Source organism: Klebsiella sp. 7-CIP_Kleb. (assembly GCF_050378655.1).
GTDB lineage: Bacteria > Pseudomonadota > Gammaproteobacteria > Enterobacterales > Enterobacteriaceae > Klebsiella > Klebsiella quasipneumoniae.
Genome location: NZ_JBNRLJ010000002.1, coordinates 121,294 through 143,406 on the forward strand (window position 1 = coordinate 121,294; position 22,113 = coordinate 143,406).

Annotated in this window: 25 protein-coding genes and 2 pseudogenes; 11 read left to right on the plus strand and 16 right to left on the minus strand. The window is 59.5% G+C overall.

Annotated elements, in window-relative coordinates:
• Positions 1-110: 110 nt before the first annotated feature.
• Positions 111-593, plus strand: coding sequence for a glutathione peroxidase (locus ACQUTI_RS08180; protein ID WP_004203776.1), 483 nt, complete (start codon positions 111-113; stop codon positions 591-593).
• A 147-nt stretch (positions 594-740) separates the two neighbouring features.
• On the opposite strand, the gene ACQUTI_RS08185 is transcribed toward ACQUTI_RS08180, so the two are convergent.
• Entirely contained in the window at positions 741-1,181 is a 441-nt protein-coding gene (locus ACQUTI_RS08185; RefSeq protein ID WP_048294513.1) for a VOC family protein, read from the minus strand.
• Positions 1,182-1,427: 246 nt separating this feature from the next.
• Positions 1,428-1,739: pseudogene (locus ACQUTI_RS08190) on the minus strand (hypothetical protein).
• A 91-nt stretch (positions 1,740-1,830) separates the two neighbouring features.
• Here ACQUTI_RS08190 and ACQUTI_RS08195 point away from each other — a divergent pair.
• On the plus strand, positions 1,831-1,926 hold the full coding sequence (locus ACQUTI_RS08195; RefSeq protein ID WP_226549950.1) for a hypothetical protein: 96 nt from the start codon (positions 1,831-1,833) through the stop codon (positions 1,924-1,926).
• Positions 1,927-1,985: 59 nt separating this feature from the next.
• Here the strand turns inward: ACQUTI_RS08195 and ACQUTI_RS08200 are convergent, their stop codons facing one another.
• The gene (locus ACQUTI_RS08200; protein WP_017898598.1) at positions 1,986-2,867 is read right to left on the minus strand and encodes a LysR family transcriptional regulator; all 882 of its coding nucleotides are present in this window, start codon (positions 2,865-2,867) and stop codon (positions 1,986-1,988) included.
• A 175-nt stretch (positions 2,868-3,042) separates the two neighbouring features.
• Here ACQUTI_RS08200 and ACQUTI_RS08205 point away from each other — a divergent pair, with 175 nt between their 5' ends.
• Positions 3,043-4,233 (plus strand): MFS transporter, encoded by a 1,191-nt coding sequence (locus ACQUTI_RS08205; protein ID WP_254465557.1) that lies wholly within the window; start codon positions 3,043-3,045, stop codon positions 4,231-4,233.
• Here ACQUTI_RS08205 and ACQUTI_RS08210 read toward each other — a convergent pair.
• From ACQUTI_RS08210 to ACQUTI_RS08245, 8 genes are all read right to left on the minus strand, one after another.
• The gene (locus ACQUTI_RS08210; RefSeq protein ID WP_135715769.1) at positions 4,230-5,246 is read right to left on the minus strand and encodes a C45 family autoproteolytic acyltransferase/hydolase; all 1,017 of its coding nucleotides are present in this window, start codon (positions 5,244-5,246) and stop codon (positions 4,230-4,232) included. The genes ACQUTI_RS08205 and ACQUTI_RS08210 overlap by 4 nt on opposite strands.
• A 21-nt stretch (positions 5,247-5,267) precedes the next feature.
• Complete coding sequence (gene glnQ, locus ACQUTI_RS08215; protein ID WP_428923281.1) at positions 5,268-5,990, minus strand: glutamine ABC transporter ATP-binding protein GlnQ; 723 nt, start codon at positions 5,988-5,990, stop codon at positions 5,268-5,270.
• 2 nt (positions 5,991-5,992) lie between these two features.
• Positions 5,993-6,649 (minus strand): glutamine ABC transporter permease GlnP, encoded by a 657-nt coding sequence (gene glnP, locus ACQUTI_RS08220; RefSeq protein WP_062913803.1) that lies wholly within the window; start codon positions 6,647-6,649, stop codon positions 5,993-5,995.
• 51 nt (positions 6,650-6,700) lie between these two features.
• Entirely contained in the window at positions 6,701-7,453 is a 753-nt protein-coding gene (glnH, locus tag ACQUTI_RS08225; RefSeq protein WP_017898602.1) for a glutamine ABC transporter substrate-binding protein GlnH, read from the minus strand.
• 127 nt (positions 7,454-7,580) lie between these two features.
• Positions 7,581-8,135, minus strand: coding sequence for a carboxymuconolactone decarboxylase family protein (locus ACQUTI_RS08230; protein WP_017898603.1), 555 nt, complete (start codon positions 8,133-8,135; stop codon positions 7,581-7,583).
• Positions 8,132-9,460 (minus strand): aspartate aminotransferase family protein, encoded by a 1,329-nt coding sequence (locus ACQUTI_RS08235; RefSeq protein WP_017898604.1) that lies wholly within the window; start codon positions 9,458-9,460, stop codon positions 8,132-8,134. The genes ACQUTI_RS08230 and ACQUTI_RS08235 overlap by 4 nt, the downstream gene beginning before the upstream one ends.
• Before the next feature lie 128 nt (positions 9,461-9,588).
• On the minus strand, positions 9,589-10,446 hold the full coding sequence (locus ACQUTI_RS08240) for a MurR/RpiR family transcriptional regulator (protein ID WP_004203760.1): 858 nt from the start codon (positions 10,444-10,446) through the stop codon (positions 9,589-9,591).
• A 123-nt stretch (positions 10,447-10,569) separates the two neighbouring features.
• Entirely contained in the window at positions 10,570-11,478 is a 909-nt protein-coding gene (locus ACQUTI_RS08245; RefSeq protein ID WP_004203758.1) for a LysR family transcriptional regulator, read from the minus strand.
• A gap of 101 nt (positions 11,479-11,579) precedes the next feature.
• Between ACQUTI_RS08245 and ACQUTI_RS08250 the strand changes: the two genes are divergently transcribed.
• On the plus strand, positions 11,580-12,689 hold the full coding sequence (locus tag ACQUTI_RS08250) for an alkene reductase (protein WP_108450515.1): 1,110 nt from the start codon (positions 11,580-11,582) through the stop codon (positions 12,687-12,689).
• A gap of 2 nt (positions 12,690-12,691) precedes the next feature.
• Positions 12,692-13,285: an ester cyclase gene (locus tag ACQUTI_RS08255; protein WP_043522480.1), complete on the plus strand. Its 594-nt coding sequence runs from the start codon at positions 12,692-12,694 to the stop codon at positions 13,283-13,285.
• An 88-nt stretch (positions 13,286-13,373) separates the two neighbouring features.
• On the opposite strand, the gene ACQUTI_RS08260 is transcribed toward ACQUTI_RS08255, so the two are convergent.
• Positions 13,374-14,123 (minus strand): SDR family oxidoreductase, encoded by a 750-nt coding sequence (locus tag ACQUTI_RS08260; protein ID WP_023317977.1) that lies wholly within the window; start codon positions 14,121-14,123, stop codon positions 13,374-13,376.
• Positions 14,124-14,289: 166 nt separating this feature from the next.
• Between ACQUTI_RS08260 and ACQUTI_RS08265 the strand changes: the two genes are divergently transcribed.
• Positions 14,290-15,195 carry a LysR family transcriptional regulator gene (locus tag ACQUTI_RS08265; protein ID WP_043522466.1) on the plus strand — a complete coding sequence of 302 codons (906 nt, stop codon included), beginning with the start codon at positions 14,290-14,292 and terminating at the stop codon, positions 15,193-15,195.
• A gap of 6 nt (positions 15,196-15,201) precedes the next feature.
• On the opposite strand, the gene ACQUTI_RS08270 is transcribed toward ACQUTI_RS08265, so the two are convergent.
• Both ACQUTI_RS08270 and ACQUTI_RS08275 read right to left on the minus strand, forming a co-directional pair.
• Positions 15,202-16,467: a Y-family DNA polymerase gene (locus ACQUTI_RS08270; RefSeq protein ID WP_004203752.1), complete on the minus strand. Its 1,266-nt coding sequence runs from the start codon at positions 16,465-16,467 to the stop codon at positions 15,202-15,204.
• A 2-nt stretch (positions 16,468-16,469) separates the two neighbouring features.
• Positions 16,470-16,889 carry a translesion error-prone DNA polymerase V autoproteolytic subunit gene (locus ACQUTI_RS08275; RefSeq protein WP_004203751.1) on the minus strand — a complete coding sequence of 140 codons (420 nt, stop codon included), beginning with the start codon at positions 16,887-16,889 and terminating at the stop codon, positions 16,470-16,472.
• 270 nt (positions 16,890-17,159) lie between these two features.
• Here ACQUTI_RS08275 and ACQUTI_RS08280 point away from each other — a divergent pair, with 270 nt between their 5' ends.
• Positions 17,160-17,402 (plus strand): DinI family protein, encoded by a 243-nt coding sequence (locus ACQUTI_RS08280; protein WP_004203750.1) that lies wholly within the window; start codon positions 17,160-17,162, stop codon positions 17,400-17,402.
• 171 nt (positions 17,403-17,573) lie between these two features.
• On the opposite strand, the gene ACQUTI_RS08285 is transcribed toward ACQUTI_RS08280, so the two are convergent.
• Positions 17,574-18,710: a glycosyltransferase family 9 protein gene (locus ACQUTI_RS08285; RefSeq protein ID WP_162921974.1), complete on the minus strand. Its 1,137-nt coding sequence runs from the start codon at positions 18,708-18,710 to the stop codon at positions 17,574-17,576.
• Here ACQUTI_RS08285 and ACQUTI_RS08290 point away from each other — a divergent pair.
• From ACQUTI_RS08290 to ACQUTI_RS08300, 3 genes and pseudogenes are all read left to right on the plus strand, one after another.
• Positions 18,705-18,861: pseudogene (locus ACQUTI_RS08290) on the plus strand (hypothetical protein). The gene ACQUTI_RS08285 and the pseudogene ACQUTI_RS08290 overlap by 6 nt on opposite strands.
• A 95-nt stretch (positions 18,862-18,956) precedes the next feature.
• A complete protein-coding gene (locus tag ACQUTI_RS08295) occupies positions 18,957-19,457 on the plus strand; it encodes a YbaK/prolyl-tRNA synthetase associated domain-containing protein (RefSeq protein ID WP_108450516.1) in 501 nt (166 codons plus the stop codon).
• Between the two features lie 117 nt (positions 19,458-19,574).
• Positions 19,575-20,021, plus strand: coding sequence for a DUF441 domain-containing protein (locus ACQUTI_RS08300; protein WP_004203746.1), 447 nt, complete (start codon positions 19,575-19,577; stop codon positions 20,019-20,021).
• Here the strand turns inward: ACQUTI_RS08300 and ACQUTI_RS08305 are convergent.
• Positions 20,005-20,799 (minus strand): AraC family transcriptional regulator, encoded by a 795-nt coding sequence (locus ACQUTI_RS08305; protein WP_072500731.1) that lies wholly within the window; start codon positions 20,797-20,799, stop codon positions 20,005-20,007. The genes ACQUTI_RS08300 and ACQUTI_RS08305 overlap by 17 nt on opposite strands.
• Before the next feature lie 107 nt (positions 20,800-20,906).
• Here ACQUTI_RS08305 and ACQUTI_RS08310 point away from each other — a divergent pair, with 107 nt between their 5' ends.
• Positions 20,907-22,082 carry a CynX/NimT family MFS transporter gene (locus ACQUTI_RS08310; RefSeq protein WP_162921973.1) on the plus strand — a complete coding sequence of 392 codons (1,176 nt, stop codon included), beginning with the start codon at positions 20,907-20,909 and terminating at the stop codon, positions 22,080-22,082.
• The last annotated feature ends 31 nt before the right edge of the window (positions 22,083-22,113 follow it).

Genomic DNA, 22,113 nt, shown 5'->3' on the forward strand with positions numbered 1-22,113 from the left:
TGTACATTCCAGGTACAAATCCCTAACCCTGTGTATTATAACTGCCTAATCTGCTTCAAACATTCACGCGATCGTCAGCGTTGCACTGTTTCCACTCTCAGGAGCCTGCTATGACCCCTTTTTATCAATTGACCGCCACCCGCCTGCGCGGCCAACCTCTCTCCATGGCTGACTATGCTGGCAAGGTGGTTCTGGTGGTGAATACGGCCAGCCATTGTGGCTTCACGTCACAGTATGCTGGCCTGGAAGCGCTCTACAAAAAGTACGCGGCTCAGGGGCTGGTGGTGCTTGGTTTTCCGTGCAACCAGTTTGGCAAGCAGGAACCCGGCGGTGCGGATGAAATCGAGCAGACCTGTCACGTTAACTACGGCGTGAGCTTCCCGATGTTTGCGAAAGTGGACGTCAACGGCCCCGCTGCACACCCGCTGTTTCGTTATCTGAAACAAGCGTTGCCCGGCGTGCTCGGCGGACGGATCAAGTGGAATTTCACCAAGTTCCTCATCGGTCGCGACGGCACACCCCTCACGCGTTTTGCGCCGTTCACGACACCGGAGAAAATGGAGGCTTCCATTGTTGCCGCCCTCAAGCGCTGAGTGTGCAGTCATTCCACGTTCACCCAACGGTGGCTGTCTGCCCATACAAGATAGATGTTGGTTCCTGGCCTGTAGCCGACCGCGCCAGCTGTCGCCGGAACGCCCTATTTCACGTCAGGGGCTGTAAACGCGCAAAACCGTAAGATGCTATATGCGAAGCGCCTGTTTCTGGTTGACGAACTTATCAGTTGCGGGAGAATAATGCTGACAAACGCATGCCAGCTTATTCCCGTCAGGATCGCGCAGGTAGGCCACATAAAAGTCGGGGCCATAGGCGGGGCGTGTGCCCGGTGCGCCTTCATTTTGCCCTCCTGCAAGAAGGCCTGCGGCATGGAACTGTCTGACAATCTCTGCGTTATCAGCCTGGAATGCAAACATTGTCCCGTTTCCCGCCGTTGCGGAATGTCCGTCAAAAGGAGGGCAAATACAAAAGCTGAACGCCTTATCCGGATTATTTTTATCTCCCCACATTGCCCAGCTTTCTGTCCAGGCCGGCAGACGTGAGTAGCCAAGAACATTAAAAATAGCGTCATAAAAATCTACTGAGCGCTGAAAATCATTGGTACCTATCGTGATATAAGCCAGCATCTTATGACATCCTCTTTGCCGTTTCGCAGAACAGGCAGGATACCTCTTAACGTAACAATAAACGATTTCCGCTGATGCGCCTGACGCCGTTTGCCGTCTGAGCATCGGCGGTTTCGACATAGCCCGACCTGTTAAACGCTGGCGCAGTTGAGCGGTCCAGGGTTAATTAACCGGTGACGTCAGTCGATCTCACGCGGCCAGCAACCGTCTGTTGCTGGCCGATCTTCCACCTGCCCGGTCATCAGTCTACAGCGGCGACACGGCCTCAACTTCATGCTGAAACACGTAGGGGTCGGAGAGGAGTTCGAATACTTCATCGTCCGGATAGGTGACCGCGACGTGATAGTCTTCGCCTGCGAAGGCTTTGACCGCCGCGAGATCCTACCAGTAGGTGGCGAGAAAGAAATGCGCCCATTCGCCCTGATTTTCCCGGCGCACCAGGGCGCCTCTATTGCCGGCGATGCTCTGAGCGTGTTCTACGCCGGTCCGCTCGAGGTGGCGGGCAAACCCCTCAGCATGCTGCAATGGCACACAGCCGTGCCAGGTCCTGACAATCATTTGCGTTCTCCTGTGGTGATAAACGTCTCACCCTAACATCGACAGGCATTTCTGGGGGAGCGCGACAATGCGGCGCTGGCCACAACACTAAATTATTTTGCCGGACGGGGATATCCTCTCACTCTGCACGATTTTCGACTGCGGAGCAGCATTGGGCCGAATATTGCGCGGCGAGTATCGCTGTTAGCTGGCGCGGAAAAAATCGTGGCTCGTCAGCCTCGGGCAGTCGTATCGCTACACGCCCCTTCAGGGCATCGCCAGCCGATCTTGATGGGCCGCAAAGAGGGTGATGAGATGGTCGGCGATAACCCGCACGCGTCTGGACCCGGCCAGGTCGGAATGCATCACCAGCCAGAGAGTCTGATCCGCGCCGATCTCCGGCTGCAGGCACTGCAGGCCGCTGGCCCGTGCCATAAAGTGCGGCAGAACGCCCAGTCCGAGGCCCGCGGATACCGCGGAAACCTGGGCCACGAGCGTATTGGCTTCGACTTTACACGGCCGGCCGCGCAGGGTGCGCGCGATCCATTGGGCGGCCGGCAGGTGCTGGTGAGTTTCCGGCCACCCCACAAAGTCCGCCTCGCTCAGCGACAGGCCGTCCGCACCGGCCAGATAGCCGGCGGCGCCATAGACGCCAAACCCCACCGTCCCCAGTCGCTTTAACGTCAAATGCCCGGCCTCAGGCTTGACCATGCGGATCGCCAGATCGGCATCCCGACGGTGCAGGTTCACCGGCTGCACGCCGCTCAGCACCTCCACCCGCAGCTCGGGATAATGGTCCAGGAGCCCTTTCAGGGAGGGCAGAATAAAATGCGTGGCCAGGTTATCCGAGGTGGCCAGGCGGACAACCCCGGCGACATGCCCCTGCAGTTGCGCCGCTTCGCCAAACGCCAGGCCTGCGTATTCCAGCGCCTCGGCCCGCGCGAGCAGGGCTTCGCCATCATCGGTCAGGCGATAGCCGCTCTGATGGCGGCTGAAGAGCGGAACGTTCAACGCCTGCTCCAGCCGATCCAGCCGGCGGGAGACCGTGGCTATCCCCATGTTCATCTTGTCGGCGGCGCCGCTCAGCGTTCCCGCCCGGGCGATGGCGAGGAATATGCGCGCATCATCCCAGTTAAATTCTGCGGTCATCTGTTTTCCATTTATGGAAAACGACTCTCCGTTTTCCGCTATTTTTTATCAGTTTCGCAGGGATGATACTGCACGCCACTCGCGGAGACAACCAGGCCATCCGGTCGCCTGCTCTCTCCTCACCTGAACGTCCGTGTACCGCGCGGAACGCTCCTTTCCTAAGGATACGCCTGATATGAAAGAGATTGCTTTACCCCTCCACCCGGCGCCGGCGCGCGTCTGGATAGCCGTCGTTGCGCTCGGGATCTGCGCCTTTTCAATCGTCACCAGCGAACTGGCGCCGGTGGGCATGCTCAGCGCCCTGGCGGCGGATTTTCACCAGACTGAATCCGGCATGGGTCTCGCCGTCACCGCCTATGGCTGGGTGGGCGCCCTGGCGGCTCTGCTTTCCGGCGCAATGCCGGCGCGTATTTCCCGCAAGGCGCTGCTGGTCGGGCTGATGCTGATCCTCGCGCTTTCCTGCCTCGCGGCAACCCGGTCTTATTCGATGTTCGCCCTGATGAGCGCCCGCATGATTGGCGCCCTGGCGCATGGCGCCTTCTGGGCCTTAATTGGCATCGTCGCCGCCCAGCTGGTGCCGTCGCACCGGCTGGGGCTGGCCACGGCGATCATTTTTGGCGGCGTGTCGGCGGCAAGCGTAGTGGGGGTGCCGCTGGCGAGCTTTATCGCCACCCTGGCGGGCTGGCGACACGCGTTTATGGCGATGGCCCTGCTGTCACTGATCGCCGCTGCGGTGCTGTGCTCGACGCTGCCCGCGCTGGCCGCCCCAGCCCCCGTCAGGCTGCGCGTTTATCGTGATATTTTCCGCAATCCGCTGCTCTGTGGCCTGTATGGCGCCACGGCATGCATCATTACCGCTCACTTTGCCGCCTTCACCTACATTGAACCGCTGCTGATAAATCTGCAGGGAGTCCCGACGACCGCCCTCTCCGGCCTGCTGCTGCTGTCAGGGGTTTCCGGGCTGCTGGGTAACGTTATCGCGGGGAAGCTCATCGATCGTCATCTGAAGGGGCTGATTTTCGCTGCGCTGCTGCTGAGCGGGGGCGCGCTGGCGATCCTTGGCTACGCCCGTTTTGCGCCACTGCCATTCTGTTTTAGCGGGCTACTGTTAGCCCTGTGGGGCGCCGGCATCGCGATTGTGTTCGTCGGCTTACAGACCTGGCTACTGCGCAGCGCGGGCGCGGTCGCCCAGCCGGCGTCAGCCATTTACGTGGCCATTTTTAATGCCGCCATCGGCACCGGGGCGCTTGTCGGCGGCCAGCTGATCGCCTCAGCTGGCCTGTCGGGAATGGTGTGGCTGGCGGCGGGGATCATGGTGGGCAGTACGCTGCTGATCGCTCTGCTGAAAGCGCCCTCGGGCCGCTAAACGCTGCCCTGTAAAACCGCGTTTTCACGGTCCAGCGTGAAGACCTGCCACACGACGCGGGTCGCGCTCAAGGTAAAAATGGCCGTCGCCAGCGTATTTTCCTCATCCGGATCGTCGGGAGACAGCCGGTAAATCGGTAACAACGGATCCTGCTGGTCGGAGAGCATCGCTTTCGCTGTCACGCCATCCAGCGGCGGGTTCGTCGCCAGCCACGCGTCCAGGCGCCGCTGGCGCGAGCCGGAGCTGCCGGTCACGATCTGTTCAATAGCCGCAAGCTGGGGATGGATCAGATGGTTGGCATGCCCGCTGGTGGCGGACAACGCGAGCACCGAGCTGCCGGAGCCGGTGGCTTCCACGCTAAACAGACGGCTATCGCCCATCTGGCCCAGGATGTGGTGAAACGCGCCCGCGCGAGGCGTGGCGCTCAGCAGAGTGACGGCTTCCTCTAAGGTGGTGGCGTTCAGCGAGGCGCGGGCCAGAATCTGGCGCGGCATCCCGTCCGGACGATGCACGGCGCGAATATTGTTGACCGTATTGACTATCCCCTTCTCATTCACTGCGAAGGTATGTCCGCACAGGGAGCCGGGATAGGCGAAGCTGGTAAAGGCGAGGCCCACGTCCGGGGTTATGCTGACGATGGCGCAGTCTTCACGCAGCTGCGGGAAGCCGTCTTCATTGTGCGCAATGATCAACTCGCCCTCTGCGCTTCTCCCCGCCAGGGTGGTGCAGCCATCCGACGTCGAACGTACCAGATCGCCGCGACAGTTCCAGGCGAACACCTCATCCACCGGCGCCTGCAGCCCCTCCGCCATGCCCTCCAGCTCCTGCCAGATCAGCGGGAACTGAGCCTGCACGGCTGCGCGCATGCGCTGGGTCTGTTCCGTCGTTTTCAGGGCGGCCACCGTTTGCCACAGCGCCGTTTGCCTGATTTTTGTCTGCCAGGCCTCACGACCAAACGCGCCAAGCTGCTGACCGACCGCAAAAGCGGAACCTCGGATTGCGATTGTTTTCATATTGTCATTATTCACTTATGTTCAGGATACGTGTTGCAAAAACTCTTGCAGACGCGGATTGCTGCTGGCCGTGAGCAGCGCCTCAGGTGAACCATCTTCGGCAATAGTGCCGCCATCAATAAAAATCAACCGGGAAGCCACCTCTCTGGCAAAGCCAATCTCATGGGTCACAATCACCATCGTCATGCCCTCGTCGGCCAGCGAGCGCATGACCTTTAACACCTCATGCCGCAGTTCAGGATCAAGGGCGGATGTTGGCTCATCAAATAACATCATTTTGGGTTTCACCGCCAGGGCGCGAGCTATCGCCACACGCTGCTGCTGACCGCCCGAGAGCTCGGCAGGATAGTGGTTAGCGCGTTCACGCAGCCCCACGCGATCCAGCAACGCCAGCGCCTGCTCCCGCGCTGGGGCCTTGCTCTGCTTGCGCACGCGAAGCGGACCGAACATGACATTCTCCAGGGCGGTCAGATGCGGGAACAAATGAAACTGTTGAAACACCATACCGGCTTCGCGGCGAATATCACACTCATTCGCGTGCGGATCCGTAATATGCATGCCCGCCACCAGCAGCGTGCCCGAGGAGATCTCTTCCAGTTTGTTAATACAACGCAGCAGGGTCGATTTTCCCGAGCCGGAAGGACCGATGATCACCACCACCTCGCCCGCTTCAATCTTTAAATTGATATCGTGCAGCACCTGAGTGGCGCCGAAGTTTTTCGCCACCGCGCTAAATTCAACCATGCTCATAAAATATGGATCCTTTTCTCAACTTGTTTTAGCAGGAAGCTCAGGCACAATGTCAAAAACAGATAAATCATCGCCACCGCCGTCCACACCTCCAGCGCCCGAAAGTTGCCGGCAATAATCTCTTGTCCCTGACGGGTTAATTCTGCCACGCCAATCACAATAAACAGCGACGTATCTTTAATACTGATAATCCATTGATTGCCTAATGCCGGGATCATCCGCCGAAAAGCCAGCGGCATAATGACATGCCACAGGGTGCTGCGCGGCGATAATCCCATCGCGAGGCTGGCTTCTTTAAATCCTTTATTGATCGACAGAATCGCGCCCCGGGTGATCTCCGCTATATAAGCCCCGGAGTTAATCACAATGGTGATAATGGCGGCAGGAACCGGGTCAATACGCACCGGCAACACCATCGGCAGGGCGAAGTAGATAAACATCACCTGCACCATAATTGGCGTCCCGCGGATTAATTCCACAAACACCAGCGATACCGTTTTGGATATTGCCCCGCCTAATGCGCGGCAGGTCCCGGCCAGCAAGCCAATGATTAATCCACCTAACAAACCTGATAACGAAATAATCAGCGTCAGCTGCAAGCCTTGCATCAGCAGCGGCAATGCATCCCAAATATAGCGACTGTCAAAATTCATGCTTCTACCCGTAAAGAAAATATGAGGTCGGATCGCTCCGACCTGGCAGGGTTATTTCGGCTGTTTAGCAAACCACTTTACGTAAATCTTGTCGTAGGTACCATCGGCGCGCAGGGCCTGCAGGGCCTGGTTGACTTTTGGCGTCAGGCTGCTGTTTTTCTGCATCGCAAAGCCATACTGCTGTGGCAGAATGCTGTCCGTCTCACCAGTGGATTTGACCTTGCCATTACCCGCCGTCTTCACGTAGTAAAGGACATTCGGCGAATCATGAACGACGGCATCGAGATTACCGGCCTGCAGGTCAAGGTAAGCGTTATCAATATTCGGGAACTCGATATAATTCGCTTTATATTTGCTTTTCATAAAGCTGGCTGCCGCCGTCCCCTGCTTAAGGCCGACTTTTTTCCCGGTCAAATCACTGAATTTAACAATGGAATTGTCGGTACTTTTCACGGCTATTAACAGGTCGGCATTATAATATCCTTCACTGAAGTCCACGACCTGCTTGCGCGCATCGGTAATCGTTATTCCCGCCATCGCCACGTCCAGATTACGCGACTGCAGACCGGGGATCAGGCCGCCGAAATCCATCGGCCTTAATTCGTAGCTGATATGCATTTTCTTCGCAATCGCGTCCCACAGATCGATATCAAAGCCGACATATTTATCGCCTTGTTTAAATTCAAATGGAACAAAGGCAGTATCGACACCCACCGTTATTTTATCTTCTGCTGCTGTAACAAAACTGGCTGAACAAATAACTAATGCCAGCGTCAGCTTTAATTTCTTAAATAATCCACTCATAATTACCCTCAGCGTCAGTGAAATAGCCTACAACGAACGTCACCCTGCGAAATATCTCGCCGGAAGAACCAATAACAAGAGCTGATATACCGGGCGCAGTTTTATGCGCCCGAATAAAAATGATAACTTATGCAGAAGACAGAGAGTCAGAGGTAGCCGGTGCTGGCGTCTGGGCGCTGTTCATCACCATGGAGAGAAAACTGTAATAACCGTTTATTCCAATCAGATCCACCACGCCCTTCTCGCCCCATAACTCAATGGCTTGTTGCCAGGTCTCATCGCTGACCTTTTGCTGTTGATGCAGCTGCTGACAGAAGTCATAGACCGTCTGCTCATCGGGCCGGAGATCCACGGGCCGGCGCCTTTCCTTAATCGCCTGCACCGCCGCGGCAGCGATCCCTTTCTCGCGTGCTATCGGCGCATGGATCGCCCACTCAACCGGCTGCGACCAGTGCCGCGCGGTCAGCAAAATCGCCAGTTCAGAAAGACGCTGGCCCAGCGCGCTGCGATAGCGCAGGTACTCCCCCATACGCTGGGCATGGGCCATCAGCTCGGGGCTCCGCAGCAGCGGTTCAAAGGGCGGCAGCAAGGCGCCGCGCGGTCCGTTGATAATCTCTTCCGCTAACTGACGCTGCTGAACATCCCATTCCTGTTCCGCCAGGGGCGGTAAACGATTGCTCATAATTTCCCCGTCTCTTCGCGGATCACGCAGTTCAGGGTATCGACCACAAAATCGAGCTGCGCCGGGGTGATGATAAACGGCGGTGCAATCAGAATGTGGTCGCCAGACTGGCCATCGATGGTGCCGCCCATGGGATAGACCATCAGTCCACGCGCCATGCAGTTTGCTTTGATCGCAGCGTGCAGCTTCAGGGAAGGATCGAACGGCGTTTTGTCGTCTTTATCACGCACCAGCTCGACCCCCGCAAACAGGCCGCGTCCGCGCGTATCACCGACATGCGGTAACTCCCCCAGCACCTCGCGCAGCGCCTTGTGCAGATAGGCGCCCTGCTGTTTGACGGCGTCCAGCAAATTATCGCGCGCGATCACTTGCTGCACCGCCAGGGCTGCCGACGCGGCGGTGGCATGACAAATGTAAGTGTGACCATGCTGGAACAACCCGCTGCCCGCCTTTAGCGCGGAGACGATAGTCTCACTCGCCAGCACCGCCCCAATCGGCTGATAGCCTCCGCCGAGTCCTTTGGCGATGGTCACTAAATCGGGCACCACGTCATCCTGTTCAAACGCATGCAGCGTCCCGGTCCGCCCCATACCGCACATCACCTCATCCGCGATGTACAGGATGCCGTATTTGTCGCACAGGCGGCGGACCCCTTGCAGATAGCCCGGCGTCGGCGGCGTGGCTCCCGTCGTCGCCCCCACCACGGTTTCGGCACAGAAACCGATGATCGTTTCCGGGCCGGCCTCAAGGATGGCTTGCTCCAGCTCATTAAGCAGGCGCTCGGTATATTGCTGTTGGGTCTCGTCAGCCCGGCGATCGCGGTACTCATTGCAGGCGGAGACGCGGATAACATCCATTAATAAGGGAGCAAACTGACGACGGCGCCATTCGTTCCCCCCCACCGCCAGCGCGCCCAGCGTATTGCCGTGATAGCTCTGTTTACGGGCGATAAAGCGGGTGCGCGATGGCTGGCCGATCTCCACAAAGTACTGCCGCGCCATCTTCAGCGCTGTCTCTACCGCCTCAGAACCGCCCGAGACAAAGTAGGCGTAGTTAAGCTCGCCGGGCGCCGTGCGGGTGAGATGTTCGGCAAGCTGCTCGACGGCATCGCTGGTGAAAAAGCTGGTATGCGCATAGGCCAGCCGATCGATCTGGCGGTGCATCGCCGCCAGCACATCAGGATGCGCGTGTCCGAGGCAGGAAACCGCCGCCCCGCCGCAGGCATCAAGATACGGTTTTCCCTGGGCATCAAAGATATAGGCCCCTTGCGCACGTGAAGCCACCATCGGCGTGCTACGCAGGCTGCGGTGAATGACATGACTCATACTGGGTTCTGCTCCTGAATCCGCTACATGAATTGAGCGTATCTTGCAGGATCCATTTGGATCACGTCAACGAATTAAAGATATAAATGCATCCGTTATTCTTATAATTGATACATTTGAATCATTTATCAGGACTTACCGGGGATCACGTAGGCGCCAGACTCAATAAGATAGCGTTCGGCATTTTCAATTTTACTCACCGCCTCCCGACCGTGGCGCACCACCAGCATCGCCAGCAGGCACTCCGCCAGGCCCATGCCGGAGACCACGGAAGGGAAAAATGACGGACTGTCGATGGAGAACAGCAGCGTGCAGTCTGCCGCCTGCGCTAAGGGGGAAACCGGCGAGTCGGTAATGGCGAGGATCTTCGCCCCGGCCTGCCGGGCTGCCTGTAAAACATCCAGTGATTCGCGTGAATAGGGAGCAAAGCTGGTGAGTAAGACGCAGTCCCGGGCGGTTAGTTCGCGGGTAAAAACTTCGATATTGCTGGCCAGGCCATCGATCAATGACACCTGGCGGTTAAACAGTCGATAGACATAGAACAGCGACCACGCGATCGGAAAGCTGGCGCGGAATCCGCAGATATAGACATTCTCCGCGCTATCGAGCAAGGTCACCGCCTGCTCCATCTCCTGGGCATTTTCATTTTGCGTAAAGGTCAGATTCGCCTGATGCGCCTGAAAAACCTCTTTATACAGCTGCGTTTGCGTTCCGCGGGCCATCATTTTTTCCGCTTTTGATACGTATGTATCATTGCGCAGCCCCAGATCGTCAATGAAATCACTTTTCAGCTCGCTCCAGCCGCGGTAGCCCAGCCGCTGCGCCAGACGCAGCAGCGTCGCCGGTTTTACCCCGGCTTCCGCCGCGAAGGCACGCATTGATAACACCACCAGCTGACTGGCATTTTGCAGTGAGAACTCGGCGGCGCGTTGCAGCTCGGGCGACAACCCGCCGAATTCATTAATGATTTTTTCCCTGAGATTCATGGCAGCCACTGACTGGTTTTAAGTGAAAGCTATCTAATCATATTTGAGATCAAGACTCTATAGGCTGGTCTAACACCCGGGGGCCATCCTTTGCGCTCCTGAGCATGGCGAACCGCCTGCCCGTCACTTCTCCAGCCAGTCGATAAAAAACGCCATAAACGCCGACACCTGCGGCGGTTGCAGCTTTCGCTGGGGAAAGACAAACTGCAGCCCAACCTCCTTGCGGTCTAAAGGGCTAAATCCGGTGAAGCGATCGGCAAACAGCACCTGAAGCCGCCCCTCCTCGACATCCCTCTTCACATCCCACCATGATTTACCGGCGATCCCCGACCCGCTGAGCGCCCACTGCCGCAGCAGCGCCCCATCGTCGCAGACCATCGCCGGCGTCACCCGGATGATCTGCTCTTTTCCCGCCTCCTCAAAGCGCCACTCGTTCATCACCACACCATGCCGCTCCAGCGCCAGGCAGCGGTGATGATGCAGCGCCTCGGGCGAAGCCGGCGTTCCACGGGCGGCAAGGTAAGCCGTCGAGGCCACCAGCACCCGGTGGTTAGGACGGATGTGGCGGATGGCCAGGCTGCTGTCCGGCAGATTACCGACGCGAATGCTCATATCCAGCCGGTTGGCGACCAGATCCTCCACGCGCTCGCCTAAGTAGACGGAAAAGGTCACTTCCGGGTGACGGCGGGTAAAGTCGACGATGGCCGGGCTAAGGTATTGTCGGCCAAAGTCGGAGGGGGCGGAAAGGCGAATATCGCCGCTCAGGACGCCCTCTTTTTGCGTCAGCAACGACTCGGCGTGGCGCGCCTCCTCCAGTACGCGCCGCGCGGCATGATAAAAATCTTCCCCCGCGTTGGTCAGGGTGATAGCGCGCGTGGAGCGATGGAACAGGCGGGTCTGGTAACGCTCTTCCATCGCCTTCAGGCGGGCCGTCATGGTGGCCGGCGAAAGTGACAACCGTCTGCCGGCGGCGGAGAGTCCCCCCGCTTCGGCGACTGCCACCAGCAGCGCCATATCTTCCAGCTTGCCCATTTTTCGTATATCCCGAAAAGTGAATCTATTTTTCGTCTAATTATCAAAATCAGTTCCCGACTGTAAAGTGATTTCCATTCCACTTCGCAAGGGACACCACTATGAACACGCTCTCACTTTTTGATCGTCATCGCATCGGTACGCTGCCGCTGAAAAACCGTATCGTCATGGCTCCCATGACCCGGGCGCGCGCGCTGCAGCCGGGAAATATCCCCTCCGCGCTGATGGCGGAGTATTACCGCCAGCGCGCCAGCGCGGGATTGATCGTTACGGAAGCGACGCAAATCTCTTCCGAGGGACAGGGATATTCCTGGACGCCCGGCCTGCATTCCGCAGACCAGATTGCCGGCTGGCAGTTGACGACCCGAGCCGTACATCAGGCCGGCGGCGTTATTTTTTCTCAGCTCTGGCACGTGGGACGCATGTCGCACGCCCGTTTTCATGCGGATGGTCAACCCGTGGCCCCCTCGGCGCTGGCGCCGGACGCCCAGGTCTGGGTGGTGGATGAGCAGGGCCGGGGCCAGATGGTGGACTGTTCACCGCCGCGGGCGCTCTCCCGGTCGGATATCCAGCGTATTGTCGCCGATTACCGTCAGGCGGCGCGCAATGCGATCGCGGCGGGGTTTGACGGCGTGGAAGTACACGGCGGCAATGGCTATCTGATCGACCAGTTCCTGCGGCGGACCGCCAACCAGCGTACCGATGAGTACGGCGGCAGCCTGAACAACCGGATCCGTTTTGCCCAGGAGGTGCTGACCGCCATCGGCGACGCAATCGGCCGCGAGCGGACGGGCATCCGCCTTTCCCCCTTCATTACCCAGCGCGGGATGAATGACCCGCAGGTGATCGATGCCATCCTTGCCCTGGCGGCCTGGTGCGAACAGCAGGGCATCGCCTTTATCCATCTGGCGGAGGCGGACTGGGACGATGCCCCAGCCGTTCCCCGACGCTTCCGCGACACGCTGCGCGCGACCTTCAGCGGCACGCTGATCGTGGCCGGGAATTACGATCAGCAGAAGGCGGAGCGCATTCTTGACGCCGGTCTCGCCGACCTCGTGGCTTTCGGCCGGCCGTTTATTGCCAATCCCGACCTGCCGCAGCGGCTTCTGCACCGCTGGCCGCTGGCGACCGTCAGCGATCCCGGTACGCTGTTTGGCGGCACGGCGGCGGGCTATACCGACTATCCCTTCTATACGGAGCATAAAGAGTGAAAATGACCCGCAAAATGTTACCTGCCGGCCGTGGTGTCGCGGTTGCCCGCACGCTGGCCAGACGCGGCCTCATTCGCCGTCGCTGCGCCACCGCGCTGCTGCTTGTCGCAATGTCCGGCTCCGCGTATGCAGCCCAACAGGATCTGCTGAAGCCGGCGCAACTCATCGCTGACGGCAGCCTTCCCGCGGCCACTCGCGCCGCCAATGAATATGTCGCCAGGCAGTATGCCACGTTCTGGAATACCGGTGATGCCGCGCTGGCCCGGGCGGCGCTGGCGAAGAATTTTATCGATAAAACGCCCCCGGAAGGCCGCCGACAGGGGCCGGAAGGAGCGATCCTCGCCTCCAGAGCGTTTCGCCAGGCGGTGCCGGATTTACGCTGTGATGTCGAACAAATGATCGTGGCCGGTGACCGGGTGGTCTCACACTTACATTTTCATGGCCACTTTACCGGGACCTTCGGCACCCGGCAGGGTAAGGGACAAAATATCGATTTTATCGCCACCGATATCTATCAGATCCGCGGCGGTAAAATTACCGCCAACTGGCATATTGAAGATAACCTGACGCTGATGAAACAGCTGGGCGCGCAATAAGCTGCCTCCGGACGGTGCGTCAGCGATCGCCAACACGGCGAGCCGCCCCGGTCTCCGCTGGGACGACTCGCCTGGCGTCAGCCGGCGCTTAGATTTGCGCCAGCCCGCCGTCGACATAGATCTCTGCGGCGTTAATAAAGCTCGACTCATCCGACGCTAAAAACACCACCGTCCGGCCAATCTCCTCCGGCTCGCCCAGCCGCCCGAGCGGTACGCCGGCGGCCAGAGCATCGAACAAGCCCTGGCGATCCGCCTCCGCCACCAGCCCTCCCAGACCCGGGGTACGTACCGGCCCCGGGCTGACCACATTGATGCGGATCCCGCGGTCGCTAACCTCCAGCGCCCAGGAGCGCGCCAGGCTGCGTACTGCGGCCTTACTGGCGCTATAGATGCTGAAGTTAGCCGTCCCTTTTACCGCCGCCGTAGAGCCGGTCAAAATCACCGAGGCGCCGTCGGTGAGCAGCGGCAGCGCTTTCTGCACGGTGAACACCACCCCGCGCACGTTAGTGGCAAAAATCCGGTCAACGTGCGCTTCGGTAACGGCGCTGAGCGGCAGCATGTCTCCGCCGCCGGCATTGGCGAACAGTACATCCAGCCGGCCGGACTCGTCGGCAATGGTCGCAAATACCGCGTCAAGGTCGCTTAACACGCCGGCATCAGCGCGGATCCCGCGGGCGGCGGGTCCGATGAATCTTACCGCCGCATCCAGCTCCTCCTGACGGCGGCCGGTGATGTACACCTTCGCGCCCTGCTCCGCCAGCGCTTTCGCCGACGCCAGGCCAATCCCGGCGCTGCCGCCGGTGACTAACGCCACTTTATCCGCAAGTTTTTTGCTCATGGTGCATTTCCTTGGTTAGAGTATAAACAGGCCAGGCTCGCGAAAGCGCCCCGCCGGGTATGGAAAGCACTGTAATCGTCCCGGCGAGGCGGAAAAATGGCCTAATCTGAAAAACACTCTTCCCCTCGGTGGATAATCACCTCCAGTAACCAGGATAAAGCGAATAATGGACCGGTTTTCAGCTCTTAAAGCCTTCACCCGCGTTGTCGAAGCCGGCAGCTTTACCCGCGCCGCGGACTCGCTGAATATGCCCAACGCCACCCTCAGCAAAACCATTCAGCAACTGGAGGCGCATCTTGGGGTTTCTCTCCTGCAGCGCACTACGCGGCGTATCACCGTGACGCCGGAAGGACGGGAATACTATGAAAAGGCCCGGCGCCTGCTGGAAGACCTGGAAGAGATCGACGCCGCCTTCAATACCGCCCGCAATAAGCCAAAGGGCCATCTGCGGATCGCCATCGGCGGGTCGACCGCGCGCGATGTGCTGATCCCGCTGCTGGCGGACTTTATGACCACCTGGCCGGATATCCGTATCGATTTGCAAGTGGCCGATAAGCCCTCGGACCTGATCGGCGGCAATATTGACTGCGCCATCCGCGGCGGACCGATGGAAGACTCGACGCTGATCGCCCGTAAAATCGGCGAGGCGGCGCTGGTTACCTGCGCCACCCCGGGCTATCTTCAGCGCTATGGTACGCCCGTCTCACCGGATGAACTGAACCATGGCCACCGGCTCATCAGCTACCTGTCGCCGGCCAGCGGCAGAGCGTTTCCGTTTCGTTTTGCCCGTCACGGCGTCAGCACCGAGCTGAAGACGGAGCACCATCTCGGCATCAATGAGAGCAACGCGCATATTGCCGCCGGCGAGGCGGGCTTAGGCATTGTGCAGACCTTTACCTATTCGCTGAAACCGGCGCTGGCGAGCGGCGAGCTGGTGGAGATCCTCAGCGCCTGGCGCCCGGCTCCCTATCCTTTTCACGTTGTCTATGCCCGGCACCGGCACGTCCCGCCCCGGCTCCGCGTCTTTATTGACTGGCTGGCGGCGGTTTTTCCGTCTGCGGTGCAGGGATAGCGCGCGTTATCTGACGCGGAGCAGGTCGCCGTATCGCGTGGTGTAGCGCGGCGATAGCATCTCTCGCTTCATCTGCCACTGCTGCTGGACCCCCTGGCCGGCAAAATAGAGCGCCCCCCTGCCGTTTTTCGCATTCAGCTGGTCGAGCACCTGCATCAGCCTGGCGCTGTTCTGCCGCGGGGCAAGCTCGTCGAACAGGTTCAGCTGGGCGACGCCCTGGCTGTAGAAATCGCCGAGCATCACCCCGGCCTTCTGATAGCGATGCCCCGCTTTCCAGATGGCGTCCAGGCAGTTTGTCGCCGCGGCGATAATATCCCGGGAATCCTGCGTCGGCGTCAGCAGCTTCAGTGAGGCGCTGTTGCCGTAATAGGGTTCATTCAGCGCGAAGGGGCTGGTTTTGACAAAGGCGGAGACGAACCGGCAGTACTGATGCTCACCGCGCAGCTTTTCTGCTGCCCGCGCGGCATAGCTGCAGATCGCCTGGCGCATATCCTCATAGGCCGTAATGCGATCCCCGAACGAGCGGCTGCAGATAATTTCCTGCTTAGCGGGAGCAAACTCCTCCAGCGCCAGGCAAGGCTCGCCGCGCAGCTCCCGTACCGTTCGCTCAAGCACCACCGTGAAGTGCTTGCGGATAAAGCGGATATCGCTCTCCGCCAGCTGGAGTACCGTGCCGATCCCCATTGCCTCAAGCTTTTTACCGATCCGCCGCCCGATGCCCCAGACCTCACTCACCGGCAACAGCGCCATCAGCTTCCGCTGCCGCTGCGGGCAGGATAAATCCACCACCCCGCCCGTCTGCCGCTGCCACTGCTTCGCCGCGTGGTTGGCCAGCTTCGCCAGGGTTTTGGTCGGGGCGATCCCGACGCCCAGCGTCAGATGGGTGCGCTGCTGCACCGTGGCGCGGATTTCCCGGCCAAAGTCGGTCAGATCTTTGCAGTGGCGCACGCCGCTGACATCGCAAAAGGCTTCATCGATACTGTAAATTTCGCAGCGCGGGGCGAGCTCTTCCAGGGTGGTCATTACCCGGTTGGACATGTCGGCGTACAGCTCATAGTTGCTGCTGAACGCCACGACGCCGTGGCGAAGAAACGCCGCCTTCTGCTTAAAGTAGGGTTCGCCCATTTTCACAAACGGCTTCGCCTCCGCCGAGCGGGCGATCACACAGCCATCGTTGTTCGACAGCACCACCACCGGGCGCCCCTTCAGGTCTGGCCGGAATGCAGTCTGGCAGCTCGCATAAAAGGCGTTCACATCACAGTGCGCGAACATGATCAACCCGCCGCCTTGATGATGTAGGTCACCACGCCGAAAATATCGAGCGTCTCCTCGCGGCCGACCACGATGGGCGAATAGGCCGGGTTCATCGGGTTAAGCTGCACCCGGGGCAGAAGTTGCAGCTTTTTTACCGTAAATTCGCCGCCGACGGCGGCAATGACGATATCGCCATGCTCCGCTTTACGCGCGCTGTCCACCACCAGCAGATCGCCTTCGTCAATGCCGGCATTGATCATGCTGTCGCCTGCGGCTTTGACAAAATAGGTCGCGCTGGGATGCTGCACCAGCAGCTCGTTGAGGTCGATTCGCTTCTCGACATAGTCCTGGGCCGGGCTGGGAAAGCCGCACTGCACCAGGTCGGCAAAAAAGGGAAAGGAGACAATCTGACGTAGCTCAACCGGCGTGTAAAAGTTCATTTTTTAACCCATCACACAATACTGAATATATATACAGTAGTTTTGCCTGTTTTGCCGGTCAATATCGGCTCCAGCTATCAATCGCCAGCACTGAAATAACTCCTTGATGTCAATGGGGGTCCTCTTCAGCGCCCGCGAACCGTTTGCTGCTTTTGCGCGCAGCCCGCCCGCCGCGCAAGGTGGTAGATGCGCCGCGCCGCGGCATTCGCTTGACACTGTACATTAATACAGTAAAACTAACGCCCGCGATCAGCATACAGAGGACAGAAGATGTTTGTGGAACTGATTTATGACAAGCGCAATTTTGCCGGGCTGCCGGGCGCCAGAGAGACCATTCTTAACGAGCTGACCAAACGCATGCAGCGCATTTTCCCGGAGGCGGAAGTGCGCGTGAAGCCGATGATGACGCTGCCGGCGATCAACACCGACGCCAGCAAGCATGAAAAAGAGCTGATCAGCCGCACGGTGCAGGAGATGTTTGAAGAGGCGGACATGTGGCTCACTGAAGAGTAATGCCGCCCGTTAGTCGCGGCGCCCCCCCTCTTTAAGAGCTTTCCCGGATGTGGCAGAGCCACGGGCAACAGTACAATAGCGGCGGTTGCAGACTGGCAATGCAACCTTCGCTCACCTGCTGGCTCTTGCATACGGCCAGCAGGTGAGCCCTACCTGTCTCCCCTCATCGCCTCACAGCGTCTCCGGTAGCGCCGCTATAATTCTATCCACCAGCTCGCGATGCTGATGCACCTTCCCACATTTAACGATGATCTGCCTGGCGTTGTCATAGCCCGGGGCCCACAGCCGATTATTAAGCAGAACGTCCTTGTAGACCGCGATCAGCGGTTTGTTCCACGCCGCTGCCATGTGCACCACCGAGGTGTCCGGGGAGATAATCAGCTCCGCCAGGGCGATCAGCGCCATCGCATGGTGTAACGTGTTAAATGGGTTAATCACCACCTCCGGCGGCAGCGGGATGCGGATCTCACGCCGGTGATCGAGCAGAATAACCGCGATCCCCGGATGGCGAGCCAGCAGCTTGTCGAGCAGTTCGGCCAACTGCGTCTGCGAGAGACTGCGGTCGCCATGGCCGGCAAAAATATTAATCACTACCGCTTTTCTGCTCAGCGATGCCAGATACTGCGCCACCTCCTGCATAATCGGCCCGGGCACCGCCAGGTCGTAAGCGTCCAGCCCGCGGGTGTCCAGTTTGAGATAATCGGCGATCAACTCGAACGTTTTCGTCACGTGCCAGCGCTGGCAGTCAAAATCAAAAGAGTGGGAGTAATGCTTAATCGACGGCCATTTATTAAACCCGAGCACCGATTTCGCTTTTATTTGTCGGAAAAGCCGCAGGCGATGCACGGGAATATCGAACAGCGAAGGGTCAATAATAATATCGTACTTATTATTAGCCAGTTCATTAATAACATCGCGGGGAACGTTATGATTAAATTTTCGCAAAAAATCGGCTGACGTAACCGGGTCAGCTTCATAAATATAGCGGATCCGCGGGTTATAACGCATCACCTGGCTATTAGAGGTCGTCAGCAGGAAATCAACGATATAGCCTGACTGATGCAGGCATTTCACCAGCGCGGAATCCACCACCACATCGCCGACCGCCCCCTCATTGCGCATCAGTAAGACGGTTTTCGCGGACGACAAATCCACCGGCTGACGGCGTCGGCGATCCCAGAGCGCTTTCGCCACGCCCACCCGCAGGGCATTACGTACTTTCTTAGTAAAGTAATTTCGCCGTCTGTTGAGCTCCCTTATTTTATTAAACTTCTTGCGTGGGGAGCCCTGCATGGTTGCATCGTGCATCATCCTAACCTCATTACGGCAATCATTAATATTCTGTGTCGTCCGATAGAGACTGAGCGAAATAAAAAAAGTTCGATTGAAAATGAAAATCATTCTTTTTTTTATTTACAAAACTCATCCAGCCCTGCGGGATTGCACCACAGCACTGTGAAGCAATAATGAGTGAATAGTGAATTTGCCGGCCCACCGTTGGCAGGCCGGCGCAACAGCGCTAAGCTGGCTGCTTTATGAAGTCAGGAGGACGCTATGCTTGAAGCAGTAGAAGGTAATATCCATCAGCGGCTGTGCGCGCTGCTCGACGAACATCAGGCGCGCTATCGGGTGATGGCGCACGAGGCGGTCGGCCAGTGCGAAGCCGTCTCGGCGATCCGCGGCACCGCGCTTGGCCAGGGCGCGAAAGCGTTAGTCTGTAAAGTCAAAGGAAACGGCGTCAACCAGCATGTGCTGGCGATCCTCGCCGCCGATCGGCAGGCCGACCTCACCAGCCTGGCCCGGCATATCGGCGGCAGCAAAGCCTCGCTGGCCAGCCCGGCGGAAGTGGAAGCGCTCACCGCCTGCACGTTCGGCGCCATTCCCCCCTTCAGTTTCCATCCGGCGCTGCGGCTGGTGGCCGACCCGCTGCTGTTTGAGCGCTTCCCACAAATCGCCTTTAACGCCGGGCGCCTGGACCGATCGATCATTCTCGATACCGAAGACTATTTACATATCGCCCGACCGGAGATCGCGACCTTTCGCCGTCTTAGCTAACCGGGCATCGGCCCTGATTTCCGCCGCATGGCGTAAAAATCCTGTTTATTCACGCCACGATGCGTAGAGTCAGCGGGATATTTTTTGGCATTCTTTTTTTGGCAAGGACCTCTGTACATGTTTGATACCACCCTGTTGATCCTGCTGGGTCTGGCGGCGCTCGGCTTTATCAGTCATAACACCACCGTAGCAATCTCCATCCTCGTGCTGATTATCGTGCGCGTCACGCCGCTGAACGCCTTCTTTCCCTGGATTGAGAAGCAGGGCCTGACCGTCGGGATCATCATTCTGACTATCGGCGTGATGGCGCCCATCGCCAGCGGCACGCTGCCGCCATCGACGCTGATCCACTCCTTTATGAACTGGAAATCGCTGCTGGCGATTGCGGTCGGGGTGTTTGTCTCGTGGCTTGGCGGACGCGGCGTCTCGCTGATGGGCTCCCAGCCGCATCTGGTGGCCGGGCTGTTGGTCGGTACGGTGCTCGGCGTCGCCCTGTTTCGCGGCGTCCCGGTCGGGCCGCTGATTGCCGCCGGGATCATCTCGCTGTTTATTGGGAAGTCGTAGCCAGGCTGCCGTGATAGCGGCCCGGCGTCTGCCCCAGCCCTTTCTTAAACATGGTGATGAAGGCGGTGGTGGAATCGTAGCCCAGCGCCTGGGCCGTCTGCTGTACCGTCTGCCCGCGGATCAGCTGCTGCAGTGCAAGGATCAGCTGCAGCTGATGGCGCCAGCGGCGAAAGCTCAGCCCCGTTTCACGCACCACCAGCCGCGCCAGATTGCGCTCGCTCATCGCGAACTCCGCCGCCCACTGGTTCAGGGTCTGCCAGCGCGCCGGATCCTCAGCCATCATCGTCACCATCTGGCGAATTTTCGGGTGGTTCGATACCGGCAGCTGCAGGTGCTCCTGCGGCTGACGGGGCAGTTCATCAAACAGAACCTGCACCAGCCGGGCCGTGGCGGGGGCGGCCAGCGACTCCCCGCCGCGTTCCGCCAGGGCGAGGATCAGCTCCCGCACCAGCGGGGAAATCTTTAACGTACAGCAGCGGTCCGGCATCGGCGCGGCGCCCGGCTCGATGAACAGGAAGCACACCTGGGCGCCGGGGGTGGCGCGGTTACTGTGGGAAAGCTGCCCCGGGACCCACACCGCATACTGCGGCGGCACCATCCACATCGCGTTCTCCACCTCGCAGGTTAAGGCGCCGTGCAGGGCGAGGATCAGCTGCCCCTTACGGTGGGAATGCGCCGGAATATACTGCTCCGCCTCCACCACCCGAATACGAAAGGCAATGGCCGATTCGTGGCCACTGTCCGGTTCATAACCATCCAGACCCAGTCCGATCATCATGTTGTCCGATATTAGCGATAATCTGTCATTTTAGCTTGATTTAAACAGAGGACAAAGTCGCTATCGTAACCCCCCTCTTTAGTTACTTTGAGAATGATATGTCTTCTGTGACCTCCTCCACCGGCCGCCGCTCCGCGCTGCTGATTGCCGGTATCCTGCTCATCGCCACCACCCTGCGCGTGGTCTTTACCGGCGCGGCGCCGCTGCTGGACGCGATTCGTAGCGACTATGGCCTGACCACCGCGCAGACCGGGCTGCTCACCACCCTGCCGCTGCTGGCCTTTGGCCTTGTCTCGCCGCTGGCGGCAGGGGTTGCCCGCCGGTTCGGCATGGAGCGCAGCCTGTTGCTGGCGATGCTGCTGATCTGCGCCGGCATTGCCCTGCGCTCCCTGCCCTCCGCTGCATGGCTGTTTATCGGCACGGCGGTGATCGGTTGCGGCATTGCGCTGGGAAACGTGCTGCTGCCCGGGCTGATTAAACGGGATTTCTCGCAGCATGTCGCGCGGATGACCGGCGCCTATTCCCTGACGATGGGCGGCGCAGCGGCGCTAGGCTCGGCGCTGGTGGTCCCCGTGGCGATGGCCGGATTCGGCTGGCGCGGGGCGCTGCTGCTGCTGATGATCTTTCCGCTGCTGGCGCTCCTCAGCTGGCTGCCGCAGTCCCGGCGTCAAGCGGAGGCCCCGCTGACCGGCTCAGGCGCCATGCATAACCGGGGGATCTGGCGGTCGGCGCTGGCCTGGCAGGTGACGCTGTTCCTCGGCATCAACTCGCTGGTCTATTACGTGATTATCGGCTGGCTGCCGTCGATTCTGCAGAGTATGGGCTATAGCGAAGCGCAGGCCGGCTCGCTGCATGGCCTGCTGCAGCTGGCGACCGCTGCGCCCGGCCTGGCGATACCGCTGATCCTGCATCGGCTGCGCGACCAGCGCGGGATCGCGGTGCTGGTCGCCCTGATGTGCGCCATCAGCGCCGCCGGGCTGTGGCTACAGCCAGGGCTGGCGATCGGCTGGACGCTGCTGTTCGGCTTTGGCTCCGGAGCCACGATGATCCTCGGCCTGACGTTTATCGGCCTGCGCGCCAGCTCGGCGCACCAGGCCGCGGCGCTGTCGGGGATGGCGCAGAGCGTCGGCTATCTGCTGGCCGCCTGCGGGCCGCCGCTGATGGGCAGGATCCACGATGCCAATGGCGACTGGCATATTCCGCTGCTGGCGGTGGCGCTGATTTCGCTGGTGATGGCGATCTGCGGCGCCCTCGCCGGGCGCGACCGGGAGATTCATCCCTGAAGATGACCGGCAGCGGGCGCTGCCGGTAGGG